The organism is Coleofasciculus sp. G2-EDA-02 (assembly GCF_040226375.1).
GTDB lineage: Bacteria > Cyanobacteriota > Cyanobacteriia > Cyanobacteriales > Coleofasciculaceae > Coleofasciculus.
Genome location: NZ_JAVKEW010000104.1, coordinates 1 through 15558, shown reverse-complemented (window position 1 = coordinate 15558; position 15558 = coordinate 1). Strand labels below are relative to the sequence as shown.

At 44.5% G+C, this 15558-nt stretch carries 12 protein-coding genes and 4 pseudogenes; 10 read left to right on the top strand and 6 right to left on the bottom strand.

Annotated elements, in window-relative coordinates:
• Positions 1-18: 18 nt before the first annotated feature.
• The 8 genes and pseudogenes from RLO19_RS11745 to RLO19_RS11710 all read left to right on the top strand — a co-directional run bounded on the left by RLO19_RS11745 (position 19) and on the right by RLO19_RS11710 (position 3095).
• Entirely contained in the window at positions 19-276 is a 258-nt protein-coding gene (locus RLO19_RS11745) for a hypothetical protein (protein WP_446356558.1), read from the top strand.
• 15 nt (positions 277-291) lie between these two features.
• Entirely contained in the window at positions 292-516 is a 225-nt protein-coding gene (locus tag RLO19_RS11740; RefSeq protein ID WP_446356556.1) for a hypothetical protein, read from the top strand.
• A gap of 69 nt (positions 517-585) precedes the next feature.
• Positions 586-1383, top strand: coding sequence for a cobalt ECF transporter T component CbiQ (gene cbiQ / locus RLO19_RS11735; RefSeq protein WP_446356554.1), 798 nt, complete (start codon positions 586-588; stop codon positions 1381-1383).
• 21 nt (positions 1384-1404) lie between these two features.
• A pseudogene (locus RLO19_RS11730) lies at positions 1405-2274 on the top strand (energy-coupling factor ABC transporter ATP-binding protein).
• Between the two features lie 21 nt (positions 2275-2295).
• Positions 2296-2631, top strand: coding sequence for a DUF1830 domain-containing protein (locus tag RLO19_RS11725; protein WP_446356552.1), 336 nt, complete (start codon positions 2296-2298; stop codon positions 2629-2631).
• Positions 2597-2737, top strand: a pseudogene (locus RLO19_RS11720) (porphobilinogen synthase); the annotation flags it as partial. The gene RLO19_RS11725 and the pseudogene RLO19_RS11720, both read left to right, overlap by 35 nt.
• 12 nt (positions 2738-2749) lie before the next feature.
• Positions 2750-2932 (top strand): annotated as a pseudogene (locus RLO19_RS11715) (GTP-binding protein); the annotation flags it as partial.
• A 73-nt stretch (positions 2933-3005) separates the two neighbouring features.
• Positions 3006-3095, top strand: a complete 90-nt coding sequence (locus RLO19_RS11710; RefSeq protein WP_446356550.1) for a GTP-binding protein — start codon at positions 3006-3008, stop codon at positions 3093-3095.
• Positions 3096-3209: 114 nt separating this feature from the next.
• On the opposite strand, the gene RLO19_RS11705 is transcribed toward RLO19_RS11710, so the two are convergent.
• Entirely contained in the window at positions 3210-3845 is a 636-nt protein-coding gene (locus RLO19_RS11705; protein ID WP_446356548.1) for a Crp/Fnr family transcriptional regulator, read from the bottom strand.
• 50 nt (positions 3846-3895) lie between these two features.
• On the bottom strand, positions 3896-4693 hold the full coding sequence (locus RLO19_RS11700) for an alpha/beta fold hydrolase (RefSeq protein ID WP_446356546.1): 798 nt from the start codon (positions 4691-4693) through the stop codon (positions 3896-3898).
• 433 nt (positions 4694-5126) lie between these two features.
• Between RLO19_RS11700 and RLO19_RS11695 the strand changes: the two genes are divergently transcribed.
• Positions 5127-5339 carry a DUF7219 family protein gene (locus RLO19_RS11695; protein WP_446356545.1) on the top strand — a complete coding sequence of 71 codons (213 nt, stop codon included), beginning with the start codon at positions 5127-5129 and terminating at the stop codon, positions 5337-5339.
• 256 nt (positions 5340-5595) lie between these two features.
• Here RLO19_RS11695 and RLO19_RS11690 read toward each other — a convergent pair.
• Positions 5596-6210 (bottom strand): annotated as a pseudogene (locus RLO19_RS11690) (precorrin-8X methylmutase); the annotation flags it as partial.
• 108 nt (positions 6211-6318) lie between these two features.
• Between RLO19_RS11690 and RLO19_RS11685 the strand changes: the two are divergent.
• Positions 6319-8226 carry a heavy metal translocating P-type ATPase gene (locus RLO19_RS11685; protein ID WP_446356543.1) on the top strand — a complete coding sequence of 636 codons (1908 nt, stop codon included), beginning with the start codon at positions 6319-6321 and terminating at the stop codon, positions 8224-8226.
• A 1139-nt stretch (positions 8227-9365) separates the two neighbouring features.
• Here RLO19_RS11685 and RLO19_RS11680 read toward each other — a convergent pair.
• From RLO19_RS11680 to RLO19_RS11670, 3 genes are all read right to left on the bottom strand, one after another.
• On the bottom strand, positions 9366-13424 hold the full coding sequence (locus RLO19_RS11680) for a PAS domain S-box protein (protein WP_446356541.1): 4059 nt from the start codon (positions 13422-13424) through the stop codon (positions 9366-9368).
• A gap of 484 nt (positions 13425-13908) precedes the next feature.
• A complete protein-coding gene (rsmH, locus tag RLO19_RS11675) occupies positions 13909-14784 on the bottom strand; it encodes a 16S rRNA (cytosine(1402)-N(4))-methyltransferase RsmH (protein WP_446356539.1) in 876 nt (291 codons plus the stop codon).
• 261 nt (positions 14785-15045) lie between these two features.
• Positions 15046-15435 (bottom strand): zinc ribbon domain-containing protein, encoded by a 390-nt coding sequence (locus tag RLO19_RS11670; protein WP_446356537.1) that lies wholly within the window; start codon positions 15433-15435, stop codon positions 15046-15048.
• Positions 15436-15558: the final 123 nt, after the last annotated feature.

The window sequence follows — 15558 nt, the reverse complement described above, 5'->3', positions numbered from 1 at the left end:
CAATAACTGACAATAGTCATGGATTTATTTTCTCGTACTGATCAACAAACCAATCCCGAAAAAATCCAGCAAATTAAACAGTGGATTTATGATGTTTTAGAGATTAATGAAAAAATTTCAGTGTCTCTGAGTCAATTGCGCTGTACTGAACCGGGATGTCCACCCATTGAAACCGTTATTGCTATCTTGGATAAACCCCAGCGACAGTATAAAATCCACAAACCTATTGCAGAACTAGAACAGATTGACATTCAAAACTTGCTAGAGAAATCGTAGATATTGAGAATATCCATGAAAATAAAACAACTTATTTCTCTAGGTTTAATCACTGCCACAAGTGTAACTGTAACCATTTTAGCCGCACGCCCCGCTCAAGCGATGCACATTATGGAAGGGTTTTTACCCGTAACCTGGGCAATTTTTTGTATGAAAGTTAGCGGCGGTGATTGTCATTTGTTATTTGTTCTAAAAATGCGATGGCATAATTTTAAAGATTACTGGGGTTGGAAAATTTGAACTGTTGTCTATTTAGGGTTTGCCGTACAAGCCATAAAACATTAGCGATCAATGCTTTGAAACGAGACTATGACTCTACCCATTGATACCCTTTCTTATAAGAATAACCTGAGAACCCTACCCCCAGAGCAAAAATTACTGTTTGCTTTAGTCGTTTTAGGAATTGCTCTCATCGCTTCCCCTCTAACTCAAGTTTTGATTATTATATGGCTGGCAATTTGGACAATCGGTTATGCCAAAATTCCTATCCAATCTTATTTTAAGCTTCTGGGCGTGAGTAGTCTATTTTTGGGGATGAGTTTGCCTGCATTAGTGATTAACATTATAGTGGCGAACCAAATTGATTTAGTTGCCAGTGATCAACTCGGAGGTATTCAGTTAGGGGGGTTATATTTCTATCTCAGTCACAGTGGTTGGCAAGAAGCGGGTAAAATTTTTATCCGATCCTTGGCTTGTATCTCATGCTTACTTTTTATGCTGCTAACTATTCCATTTGTCGAAATTGTGCAAACCCTACGTCGTTGTAAACTCCCTGAAACGATCAGTGATTTGCTTATGTTAATGTACCGCTTTGTTTTTATGCTGATCAACACCGTGATTGAGTTACGATTAGCACAACAAGCGAGAGGAGGATATCGCACTTGGAAATTAGCGGTTAAGAGTACAAGTTTGCTCGTTAGTCAATTGTTGCAACGGACAATAATTCGCTACCAGCAATTTTGTGTAGGGTTAGCCGCTAGAGGATTTACCGATAGATTCTATTGGTTTAATGAACAACATCGGAAATATTCCCAGCGCTATGCCTTAGAAGGAATTATTGGGTGTTTAAGTTTGTCAGGATTAGATCTTTACCTTAGAGTTAGTTAAAGTAACTGTATTACCACATCCATGACCAATACCTTGCTCCATTTTCAAGAGATAATCTATACATATCCTGGTCAAGATAATCCTATTTTTGTGGGATTAAACCTATCTATTGTTAAAAATAAGAAAACTGCGATTATTGGTCAAAACGGATCAGGCAAATCCACCCTATTTCTACTGGCAGATGGGTTACATAAAGTTCAGAAATGAAAAATTTACTGGAAAAACGAGGAATTAAAATACAACCGCAAATTTCTCAATCGATGGCGACAACGAATTGGGTTAGCCTTTCAAGATCCTGAACAACAATTAGTCGCCGGAACAGTTATAGAGGATATCGCTTATGGTTTAGCTAATTTGCAATTACCCAAAGCCGAATTTGAACAGAGACTTGATGACGCGATCGCGGACTTTGCTTTGCAGGAATTAGTCAACCTTCCCCTGCACCATCTCAGCTTAGGACAAAAGCGGCGCGTTGCCTTAGCGGGTGTGATGGCATTGAAGCCAGAATTACTTCTTTTAGACGAACCTACGGCTTATTTAGATAGGAGGCAAACCCAGAATCTTATGCAGGAATTAGATCGTATTCATGAGTCAGGAACCACGGTTGTTTTGGCAACCCATGACTTAGATCTTGCCTATCAATGGGCAGATTGGTTCTTGGTTCTACATCAAGGACAATTGGTTATGGAAGGTGAGGCAGAAACTGTTTTTTCGCAACGGGAATTAATTGAATATTTACAACTCGGTTTGCCAACAGTATGGCAAGTCTGGCAAGCTTTACCCAAGCACCTTCGTCTTTCAGAAAATATATCTGTTCCCCGAACAGTGAGTGAACTAAAAGATAAATTGTCAGGAACTCTGATGCAACATCTATCTCAATGCAAAGGCTAATTTAACAAATAAATTATAACGATGACTCAAATTCTTGATGCTTTGCCCCCAGATTTTCCCTCGAAAATCTTATGTGGCTATTTCAATCAGACGAGACAAGTTCAAATTGTGCGGATTGTCAATATTCCCAATTGGTACTTTGAGCGAGTCGTATTTCCTCGGCAACATCTCTTATTTGAAGCCTGTTCTGAGGCTCAACTGGAAATTTATACAAGGGCAATGAGCCAGGGAATTCTTCTAGATACAATTGGCTGCGATCGGTTATGCATTCAACAGGAATTCATCCGAGTATCCAACAAAGACTTAAAAAAACTCCCAGTTTTTAACCAATCTAGATATTATTCAGCAGGTTTGTAACGCGACTCAACTCCCCGTGGCGGCTTACAATGTCAGCGGTGAATATGCCATGATTAAAGCCGCAAGTCAAAGGGGTTGGATTGACGAAAAATCCATGATTTTAGACTAAAATACAACTATGGTACAGACAACAAAACAAACTGAATCGGAAATAGTAAACCTTCCCAAACGAGGGATGCCTGTCACGATTATTACCGGATTTCTGGGGAGTGGCAAAACTACCTTAGTCAATCAAATTCTCGAAAATAAGCAGAATTTGAAAGTCGCTGTTTTAGTCAATGAATTTGGAGATATCAATATCTAGATGAAATCAAAACGATACTGGACAACTGTCTGGCTGAATCGGTAAAATTATAGTCAATTAATTATCAATTTTGGCGGCACTGAATCAACTCGTTTTCATTGGACGAAATTTAAATGCCGAATGGATTCGACAAGAATTAGCTAAGTGCATGGCAAGTTAAGATCCGAAAGAGAAGATTCATCCTGTTGATAATTATTGCCGATGAGGGCTGCCAAAATGCTATTTAGAAGGAATGGCAGGCTGATTAAGGCTGGTGGGCAATGCCCACCCTACGCTAGATCAAGGTTTTGATGCTTTTAAAATGCAAATTTTCAGTACCATTGTACTGAGAATGTTCACCAGTGGTGAGGATGAGATTTCGACGCGATCGCACAATCCTCCCTTCCTGTTCCAAACGATTGATCAGGCGTGTAACAGTTACCCGAGTAAGCCCAATCGTCTCGGAAATATCCTGATGAGTCAGGTGAAAGTTAAGCAATTTACCCTGAGGAACTGTTTGCCCAAATTGCCAGGATAGCCATTCTAAGAAATGCAGCAGGCGGGCATAGGCAGAGTGCTGATGTAGAATATTCAATAGTTCTTCGCTTTTGCAAGAATGAATCAGTAACGCCTGTTGTAAAGAGTAACTCTCTACGGGGATTTGACTCGCCGTTACTGGGGTCAAACAAACCACCTGGTAAGGCTTGATCCGAGATAACCTTCGTCCAACTACATCTCCGGGACCCCAAAAGCCAAGGGTAACCAGTTGACCCTCTTCATTCCAAGTTAGCGATCGCACGATACCTTGTTCAATTTCCCAAATATAGTCTGAAATCAGAGGTAGCAAATCTTTGCGATTAAACGCTTTTTGGGGATACACAACATGCAGACGGGTGGAAAATGTAGAGGGGATTGGCGTAAATGAAGACATTGGCTTATTGATGGTTAATGGGCAAATTAGTGATTAATACAGAAACTTCACTAAGCATCATTACCTCGCGGAAACTGTTTAATTCCAATAGAGTTAGACTGTTCAGATGGATGAATTTCTAATGGACAAGGAGTTGAAGAGGATAAACCCAGAGATGTCCAGAAATTTACAATTTGCTCACTCACGGGTTGCGGATGAAAGTAATGGAAGAAGTAGCGTCCATTGGCACATTGCCAGAGGCGATCATTCTGTTTTAACCAGGGATACCATCCCAGGAGTAAATCCGAGTCAATGACGACATCATCACGGCTACCACAAACTAACAAGGGAACCGGGGATTCCGCCGCTGGAATACTCAGGCGCTGATATAAGGAATGAGGGGATAATGAACTGATTAAATCCTGCTTGAGAACAGGTATGAGTCTTCGTACCATCAGGGGACAGTGACAGCCAAACAGGTTGTAAACCATCTGGGTTAAGACAACGTCGCGGGGTAGGAGCAGCATTTGGCGTTGCATATAATAGTGTGCTTGCCAATCTACCGCCGGATGAACGCCGACAGATAGAAGTGTTAGCGATCGCACAGGTTCAGGATAGCGATGGGCATACAATAGCCCTAACAATCCGCCTGTGCCATGTCCGAGAAGATGCAGGGGGCGATCGCTAAACTTGAGATAGTCATGGAGTAATACTAAGGCGGCGTCTAGAGATGTCGGTTCGTCCAGTGTTTGGTGATAGTGCCACCGAGCGATCGCGCCATACTCCGAAAGATGACTCAGTAAGGGACGATCAAATCGTGCTAAAGCTGGACTGACATGGAGCCAAAGTGCATCGGGAAATTTAGACATTTCAACAACCTAAGAAAAACGCTATGGATGAACCTTGATCCCTCAAGCTGTTTTCTGACAAGACTGTTTTGGCTTGGCTGGGATCGCTAATCGAGATTTACAACTGAATGTTGCGGAATAATGTTCTGGCAAGAATGAGCGACACTGATCGGACAAAATTGGCATAGATTATTGCAAAAGATATTCAATAAGATAGCGCTAGTTTAGAGAAATTATCAATAAGCTAGTATTAAGTTTTATGACAAAACGGATGAATGGCTCTTGAGTGGCAAAATGTCTGCGCTGAACAACTGGCTACTGTGGGTCAACACGACAATTGCCATGGCAGATAATGCGATCGCGCCACGATCAGGTTCACTTGACAGCTCAGGTAAAAATGGGGTTAACTTATATTTAATTAGGAATTAATTGCAATAGTTGGGGGGCGGTAGCCATGAAGCAATCCAAACACAACTTTCTGTATCCCCGTGCCCGTTATCGCGGAGCCGTTAAGCCGGAGCATCTGGTGCTGAATGCCAATCTGCAAGAGTTTGCCCAGCGAGTCAGCTATATTTGCAACCTGCAAACGGCGGGTAAACTGTCTCCTGATCAGGCGTTCGAGCAGATCGAGTCTCTTTGGCATCAGTTGCAACAATGTCAAGCCTAGTTGAGTACAAACGAGCTGGAGAATCTTCAAGGGCATGGTTTGTAGGGGCGGGTTTAGGGACAAAATTAATCAAGCTACCAATCACCTTTGGACAAAACCCGCCCTGCCCCAACCTTTCACCTAACTAATTCCCTAAAGTCCCAATTTCGACATTTTTTTTGTACGATCGCGGTTGAGAATAAGGTGTTGAATAATCATACTCGCGATCGCACCAGGATAGACAGCACCCAGATGATCAGGGCTGAGTGCTAACCCTCTACTGCTTCTGCAAATAACAATGGCAATTGGGCTTTTCAATCAAAGATTCAACTAAACTATTCAGGGCGACGGCGGCTAATAATCCACCGCCAGTCGTCCCCAGAGTAGTAATATACTCCACACCCGAACCCATTAATCGGCGTTTAGCGGCTGGGGCGTGGCTGAAGCCAATCGGCATTCCTACAATTAAGGAGACTTGCAGTTGTCCTTGTTCGATTCGTTTCAAGGCGGATATCAATACTGATGGGGCATAGCCGATCACTAAGATACAACCAGGCGTGAGGTGTTGCAATCGTTCCTGCCATTTCCCTTGTTGGTAAAACCTTTGTTCGGCTTCATCAGCGCTGTGGATGTGGGGTTCATCAAGTAGAGTCTTGACAGTAAGCCCTAAATGTGCAATCCGCGTCTGATCAAGAGCCGCGACAACTGGAGAAACATCAGCCACAATTTCACAGTGAGTCTTGAGGGCATTTCTAGCTGAAGCGATCGCCCCTGGACTCAAACGCACAAAATCGACTAAACTGACATCACCACTAGCGAGTACCAGTTTGGTCAGTAAATCTCGTTCAATTTCATTCTTTTGGGATAAATCGGGTAACAGTCGCTGCGGTGAGTTGTTTGATAGTTAGGTATTGGTTTGTCATTTTGCTAGTTTAGCACTTGACCTTGACATTAATGTCAAGGTTTAGGATGAGGCAGTCGGGGACTTATCAATCATGACATGAAAAAAATCATCGCAGAACATCCGGATACTTGGGCGGCGGTAGCCTGTGCTTTCTTAGTCTGTTTGGGTTGGCTTTTTCTCCAACTTGGCTGGTTAGGATTAGCGTTATTGCTCCTCCCAGCCGCCTATGTGATTGGAGGTTACGAGAGTGCGAAAGAGGGACTAACGACTCTGTTTGTCGAAAAAGAACTCGATGTTGATTTATTGATGATCATAGCTGCATTGGGGGCGGCATTTTTAGGGGTTTGGCAGCGGGACTATTTTTTGATTGTTGATGGCGCGGTATTAATTCTTATCTTTGCCATCAGTGGTGCATTAGAAGATTACGCCATGAAACGAACCAGCCGTGCGATTAGCGGCTTGATGGGATTGACACCCGATACAGCACGGGTTATCCTCCAGGGTCAAAACTGTCAGATTCCGATTCAAGACTTAAAAATCGATGACAAAATTTTAGTCAAGCCCGGAGAATTAATCCCCACCGACGCCTTGATTATTGAAGGTGCAAGTAGTCTCAATGAAGCCTCTATCACTGGGGAGTCGCTACCCAGAGAAAAAGCGGTGGGAGATGAAGTTTTTGCTGGCACAATTAATGGGGCTGGGGCGTTAATCCTGCGAGTGCATCAACCCCCTGAAAGTAGCTTGATTCAACGGGTTATTCGTTTGGTCAAGCAAGCTCAAACGGAAGCGCCGCCATCTCAACTATTCATTGAACGCTTAGAACGCGGTTATGCGAAAGTAATTATAGTTTGTGGTATCCTGCTGGCGATTCTCCCCCCTTTTGTTTTCAATTGGGATTGGCAAAGGACGATTTATCAGGCTTTGGTTTTTTTGGTCGTCGCGTCTCCCTGTGCTTTAATGGCGGCAATTATGCCGACGCTGCTATCGGGAATGACGAATGGGGCGCGACAGGGTATTTTGTTTAAAAGTGGCGCTCAGTTAGAGGTAATCGGCAAAATACGAGCGATTGCCTTTGATAAAACGGGAACCCTGACGACTGGAGAACCAAAAGTTATTCAAATTATCAGTGTTGACCGCAATAATGAAGATAAGGTTTTGTTAAAAGCGGCGGCTGTGGAAGCCTATTCAGAACACCCTATTGCCAAGGCAATTGTACAAGCCGCTATGGATAAATCATGGACGTTAGGGTTAGCTACTAATGTATTGTCTCACACAGGTTTTGGGATCAGTGGTGATGTTGACGGGGAAGCAATAAAAGTTGGTACAGCTAAATTTATTCAATCCGAAATTGCTCACTTCCCCACAACTCTAATCGCAGAAAGCGAACGCCTGAAACAAGACGGTAAAACCATCGTTTGGGTGGCGACGGCGGGTAAACTATTGGGAATTATTGCCGTTGCCGATACAGTACGTCCGGCGGCTGCAACTGTAATAAAAGAGTTGAAAAAATTGGGCATCGAACAGGTGATTATGCTGAGTGGTGATAGCCAAAGCACGGCGGGTTACATCGCCCAGCAGCTAGGAATTGATCATGTTTATGCCGAACTTTTACCAGAAGATAAAGTTAAGGTGATTAAAAGGTTGAAAAAATACCATGAAACCGTAGCCATGGTTGGTGATGGTATTAATGACGCCCCAGCTTTGGCAACCGCATCTGTGGGAATTGCCATGGGAACTGCTGGGAGTGATGTGGCTTTGGAAACTGCCGATGTTGTATTAATGGCAGATCGTTTAGAAAAGTTAACGGCTGCGATTCGTTTAGGTCGTCGTGTGACTCAGGTTGTTACCCAAAATATTGGGTTTGCTTTGTGTAGTATTGGTTTGTTATTAGTGGCTAATTTTACGATTGGCATTAGTCTTCCCCTCGGTGTTATTGGACATGAAGGTTCTACCATATTGGTGATTTTGAGTGGTTTACGGTTGCTCAGAAATAATACCAACTGAAGTTTAGACTACGATGCGCGACAGAGGGGGTTTCACCAAAATAAGGGGAGTGTGAGGGGTGAAATGGATGTCCTCGACAAAGAACACCTTTTTATCCAGGTTCACCAGTAAATTGGCTGACTCATATCAACTTGTCAAGTTCTGATAATTTAAACGATTCTTTCCCCCAGAAAGGTTTGAATTTTCAAATCAGATTCCCGTATTAACAAAACGTCATAATTGCTCGTTTTTTACCTCGTTTTGGGAAAAAGCTACGAATTTTCAGTGGTTGCAGCGATTGTGAGATACTTGTGCGATTTTCAGGTATACTATCTATGGTGGGCTTTTTATGGGTAAAAACAATTTTGTTCCAGCTAAACCCATTGAATCGTCGTAATACTTTGTATAATTTATGGTTTTCGTCTCACGGCTAACTTCCCCCTTGGACGCATGTATTTTGTTGAACTTATGATAAAAATCATTACTAAGTCTTGACAACAACACAGATGACACAGAGGGAATGGCACTTTCTCGAACACTGAAGAGTGAGGGACACAGATGACACAGATTGCAGTTGGAAACTTCCCAGGAGATAGAAAATAGAGCATTGGGAAAATAATCGGTATGGGAGCTATTGACAAGTTCGCTGGTTCTATGAGAGACTTACTTCATAATGGGAAAATGTGCCCGCCTATAGGGTCGTCTTTTCGCCCGATGGAACAGAAATCCCCGATTAATCCCTAGGACAGCGCTTATCCCTTCCTTCACCCCGAAAATATTCCTAAATAGAAGCCAAATATCCCCATCAGTTAAATAAGTCCGCACCAGCATTAGAAGTAGAAGCGATCGCGTAATAGTACCAAATGCAGATAACCTCCAATGCAGGGGACTTCCAGTTGAAAACGTCTCACTCAGATAGAAAATAAAGCCTTTGGCAAAAATAATCGAGAGTTGAGGTATTGACAAGTTCGCTGGTTCTATGAGAGACTTACTTCATAATGGAAAAATGTGCCTGCCTATAGGGTCGCATTTTCGTCCAATGGAACAGAAATCCTCACTTAATCTCCGGTTGGTCACTATTCCTTCCCTAACCCCGAAAATGCGATACATCCTTTGAGGAGATCGGGGAATGGAGTCAATAGCCATCCCCCTCTCATCCTTTACCACTGGGGTAAATTAATCATTAACTGTTCTGCAGCTTGCCGATTTAATGGTTTAGAGAAAAAGTATCCCTGACCATATTCACATTGCCGCCCTCGCAGTTGGGCTAACTGCATATTCGTTTCTATCCCTTCAGCCACAACATCCATGCCTAAATTGTGAGCTAAGGTCACAATCGCTTGTACAATCTCCCCATTTTCTCCCGCATCCCCCATGCGACTGACAAAGGAACGGTCAATTTTTAAGGCATCAATAGGAAACTGATGTAAGCGACTTAACGAGGAATACCCTGTGCCAAAATCATCAATGTATAACTGAATATTTAATGCCTTAAGTCGCTCCAATAAAGCCGACGCCGAATCGGAATGTTCCATAATGCCGCTTTCGGTAATTTCTAACTTGAGAGTGCTGGGATTAACCTCTGTCTCTTGAATAATTTGGGCAATTTGCTCAATTAAATTGGCTTGGGAAAACTGTTTTCCCGACAAATTAACACTCATGGTTAACGGGGGATAGTGGCGAAACTGTCGTTGCCATTGGCGTAGCTGATGGCAGGATGTTCGCAACACCCACTGACCAATGGGAATAATTAAACCCGTTTCCTCGGCTAAGGGAATAAAGGCGCCTGGTGAAATCATTCCCTGTTCTGGATGCTGCCAACGCACCAATGCCTCAAACCCGGTAATCTTACCTGTCGCCAGGGAAATAATCGGTTGGTAATAAACCTCAAGTTCTTGGCGTTCAATTGCCCATCGCAGTTCAGTTTCCAAGCGTAACTGGGCAAGGGCGCGACCGGACATGGCGGTATCAAACATAACATAACAAGCGGTTCCCTGAAGCTTTGCCCGATGCATGGCGGTATCGGCATCTCGTAGTAAGTCTTCCGCCCGGTTATACCCCATACCACTCAGGGCAATCCCGATACTGGCTGTGGCAAACACCTCATATCCATCTAAATTAAATGAGGATGCCAAAGTTTGGTGAATCGATTTGGCGATATCCGTGGCTGCCCCCGTATTGGGGATATCATCCAGTAGAATCGTAAATTCGTCCCCCCCTAACCGGGCTAAGGTATCACTAGGGCGTAAGCACCCTTCTAATCGGTGGGCAATCGCACTCAGCAGTCGATCGCCAACCAGATGCCCTAAACTATCATTGATGACCTTGAAACGGTCTAAATCCAAGACAATCACCGCACATAAATAATCCCAGCGTTGCCTTGCCCGTCGCAAAGCATACTCCAGCCTATCCATGAATAATGCCCGATTCGGTAATCCGGTCAATACATCGTGGAAAGCATCGTGGAGTAACTGTTCCTCCATGCGTTTGCGATCGCTAATATCGACCACCTGACTAATGTAGTGTAGGGGTTGACCTTGAGCGTCTCTGACCAACACAACCTTCAAAATGGCATTGACAATCCTGCCAGATTTTGATATGAATCGCCGTTCAGTTTGCAGATGGGAGAGTTCCCCCTGCAACAAGGATTGGTGTTGGGTAAAGTCGAGTGCCAGTTCAGTCGGGTGGCTAATTTCTGTAAACGTGAGGGCAAGCAGTTCCTGAGCCGTATAACCCAAAGCTTCACACAATGCCTGATTAACCTTGAGGAATTTACCATCAAGGGACGTCATTGCCATGCCAATGGGAGCCAGTTCAAAGGTGAGGCGAAATTGCTCCTCACTTTTGAGTAAAGCCGCCTCTGCCTGCTTGCGTTTAGTAATATCGGTAGCAATTCCATCCATACGAATGGCAGTACCCCTTTGGTCATAAATCAGGCGGGCGCGATCGCGCAGCCAACGCACTTCGCCATCCGGTCGTACAACCCTATATTCTAGATCTTTACTCCCCTTATGCATCATCGTTTGAGATGCCATCTCTACCCGTTGGCGATCATCAGCATGAACGACGAACTGCCACAGACTCGGATGAGCGAAGAAGTCGGATACAGGACGACCATAAACCCGTTCTGTCGCCGGATTCAGGTAAATGAACTGTTGATTCTCCAGGGAAGCCGACCAAACCACATCGTCTAGGGAACTGAGAATACTCTCTAGCTTTTCCTCACTCTGTCGTAGGGCTTCCTCTGCCTGTTTCCGTTGAGTAATATCGGTTTGAATCCCGACAAAATGGGTTAAATAACCGTCCCCATCAAAGACGGGCGAAACATAGAGTTCATTCCAGAAAAGGCTGCCATCTTTGCGATAGTTCTGTAAAATGACATGGCATTCTCGTTGCTCTTGAATCGCTGTCGCTAACTTGGTCACCCCAACTTGATTATAATCAGGTTCTTGCCAGAAGCGGCAGTTGCGTCCAATCACTTCCTCTTTGGTATAACCGGTCATTGACTCGAAGGCGGGGTTGACGTAAATAACCGGGTTATCCGGTTGATTGGGGTCAGTAATAATCACCCCATTATTACTCGCCGCGATCGCTCGCTGCATCAGATACAGATTCGCCTCTGACTGCTTATGTCCAATCGCCAAGGCTAAAACATTGGCAATCGCCTGGAGAAAGTTAATGTCATCTTCACTAAAGCGGCGCTTGCTGGTAGTATGTGTCCCTAAAACCCCAAACGGTTGCTCTTGACCCGGAATTACCACACTCACACCACTGACAACGCGATGATTGTAGAGTAAAGGAGGTCCACTAAAGCGAGTTTCAACCCGTAGATCTTCGACCACGACAGGTTCTTGGGATACCAGAGTATAACCGGCTTGGGAATTCCTGTGGGCACCGACTAAGGCATACCCAACCAATCCCGGCGACCAACCCACACCCGCTTTGAGTAAAAACACATTACCATTGGGCAGCAGTTCTAAGATTTTACAATACTCAACCTCTAAGGTTCGAGCAATTGTACTCACCGCTTCGTTCATTAGGGTATTCAAATCAAGTCCCGAAAGCGCCCGTTGGCTCAATTTGGCGACAGCTGCTTGTTGACGCGCTCGTACTCTCAGTTCTCGGTCTGGCTGTTCTTTCGGGGTCAGATCTCGAATAACCAGTTGGGTTGCCCCTTGACCTTGATAAATGGCAGGTAAACGGGCAATCTCAACATCAATAATCTGACCGTCTAACTGCACGAGTTGTTCATCCACTGGAGAGATAAAATCTGACCAAGGTTTACCGATAAGTTGGTTTTGACTAACGGCTCCCAATAGTTTGACACCTGCGGGATTGATATAAACCAGTTTTCCCTGACTGTCGAGGGCAATGGCATTAGGAGACTGTTCGACCAAAGTCCGATAGCAGGCTTCACTATCGATGATAGCGGTTTTTGTTTGCTGGAATTGGCTAATTTGCTGATAGGTATCGCTGATATCATTGAATATACTCAGAATTGCTTTTTCTTGATTTAAGGTCAAAACCTGCATCGATACAGTTACCCACAAAGGGGTACCATTGATTTTATGGATACGAATTTGAGCATTTTGTACAGAGCCATTTTTTGCTAACGTTGCTAACAGGGTTTGCCAGTCAGTAGGGTTTTCATAAAAATCGGGCATTGAGCAACTGAGAAACTCTGAGGTGGCGACACCAAACATTAAGCTAGCGTGGGAATTGCCGTAAACAATTTTGCCATCGGAAATTCGTGCGATCGCGACAGGTACAGGAAGGGCTTGCACAATCGCCCGAAACTGTTCTTGGCTCTGTTGCAGTTCGGCTTGAGTTTGTAGACACTTAGCTATATCTTGCTTCAGTTCATTCGACTGGGCGATCGTACTGACTTGATCGTACAGTTTGCAGGTATGCTCGTCATTCCAGTTATTGTATTGATGAGAAACAACGTCTAGCTTCTTGAGTTTGGCAACAAACGGTAACCATTGGCACAAGCCGATAAACAGCAGTCCAAATCCAACTAGGTAGACTAGCGTCACTGGAATGAGTGTATCGATTGGATTTGGGTTTATTGTGGTCAAACCAATAGTACGGTTGACTAAATCCATGAACCCATCCAGACAAATTAAGGCATAGCCCGCCAGCATATAGAACCAGCCCGGTTGCCTTTCAATCTGTGATTTTGAACCGATCCACCACAAATAACCAAGAATAGGCATCATTAGGGACACCCTGAGGCTCCCAATTACAATTTCCCTCATAATTCATTTAGGGCAAGCGTGAGTCATCAACAAAAGGAACAGTCTATTTTGGAAGATCCAAAAGTTTGCCAAATATTTTCTTAAAAACGAAATAACACCAAACATCCATCTGAAGCCGGATAAGGGTAGCACTCCCTGTTGTAAGATTAAGTTTGTCTGATGCATCTGCCCTGATATTTCTTCGCCAGAGTGGCATGTTCAGCAATTTTTCCGCAACATCTGCTTATTGACACCAACTTGGGGATAAGAAGGAACAGTTGATTGGTGACGACAATTACGTCGCCATCTGTTTGTATCTTAGAACAGTAACCCCATCTTAGGAATTGACAAATTAGCCATCATCTGCATCGACGAAAAAGCTACTGTTCTATTGTTAGTTTTCCCGATCCAACACCAGCGAAAGAGGATGACTCGACTGACTCTAGCCCTGTAGTCTGTTGTCCCTTCAAAGACGCTCAGCCAATCTCAACTTGGCAGAACGAGCGCGAGGATTTTCATCCCGTTCCGTGGATTGTGGAGTTATAGGTTTTTTGGTAAGCACCCGCAAAATTGGAGAATCCCGCAAGTGGTGTTTAACCAGGCGGTCTTCCAAGCTGTGAAAACTAATAATACCAATTCTGGCTCCTGGCTTTAACCAAGTTGGCGCACAATTGAGAAATTTTTCGAGAGCGGATAATTCTTGGTTAACGGCAATGCGGAGAGCTTGAAACGTGCGAGTGGCGGGGTGAATTCTACCATAGCGGTATTTTTTGGGAACGACCCGCGCGATCGCATCGGCTAATTGGGTGGTTGTCTCAAAGGGACGACGTTCCACAATTGCCCGGGCAATCCGCCGGGATAAGCGCTCTTCACCATACTCATAAATAATGTTTGCCAGTTGGGTTTCATCCCAATGATTGACAACCTGTGCGGCTGTTAGTGACTGGCTCTGATCCATCCGCATATCTAGATGAGCCGGATGGCGAAAACTAAAGCCGCGCGAGGGAACATCCAGTTGAGCCGAACTGACGCCTAAATCGGCAATAATGCCATCAAATAAAGAGTCCGGCGGTTGATAGTAAGCAAAATTACCCTGCCAAAATTGGATGCTTTCGCCATAGGGAGCTAACTTCGCTTCAGCCGCCGCGATCGCGATCGCATCTTGATCTATGGCTGTGACACGGACATCAGGAGCAGCTAATAGGATTAACTCGCTGTGTCCACCCCCACCCACAGTCGCGTCTAAATAATGCCCACCCGGACGAATCGTCAATTCGGCAATTAACTCCTGACTTAACACCGAGCGATGAAAAAACTGCCCCGTTTGCGCCTCAGACTCCATCTGACATTCTCCCCCACTACAAAGATTGCCGAAAAACCTGTGGTTTGGACTGTAGGGGCGACCTGCGTGGTCTAATCAACAACACCACTCCACTCAATTTAATCGGGTCGCCCTCTACTTAATTGGGGTGAACTAAATCTGTGCAAATCTATGCAGACAAGCTAGAAGTGTCTCATATTGCTGGTTTCATCCGTTGATGGTTGTCGTTAGGGACGTTGGTGAAGCAAGGCACTTCTCCCACCCACCGGAGCTTAACCGTACCTAGCACCCCGCTAGGTGATACTCCGCTTCAAGTCGTAACGCTTGTGCTCTAAACTTAAGGTTGAGCCAACCCAAATCTAAAGCTTCAGTTACAGACTTTCCCATCGAAGCTAAGTATCGAACCGTCCGCATCAGTAAAATGGTGCGGACTTCTGCATATTTCAGAAACAGAGTAATCTCACGATCACCGCCGCGATGCAGAATGTTCATTGCGGCATTTTTGTCTGCTTGAATTACGTCCCCTGTGTAACAGATAAAACGATCCCCATCCCGTTGACCCAATAACGTCCCGGTACGAGAACACATTTGCGACGTATAAGCTGGATTCACCACAGACACTGTTGATCCACTCTCCAATGCGATCTTCAAGGGTTGAAGCTTGTAGTTCACCTTTCATCCATTGGTTTAGCAAGCGATTAATTTGCTTCGCTTGCTGTTTCCCAATGATGGGCGAGGTGAGGTCTTCTGCAAAGATGCGAGTCGGTGAGGTGAGCAGGAGTCTTAAATCTTTGC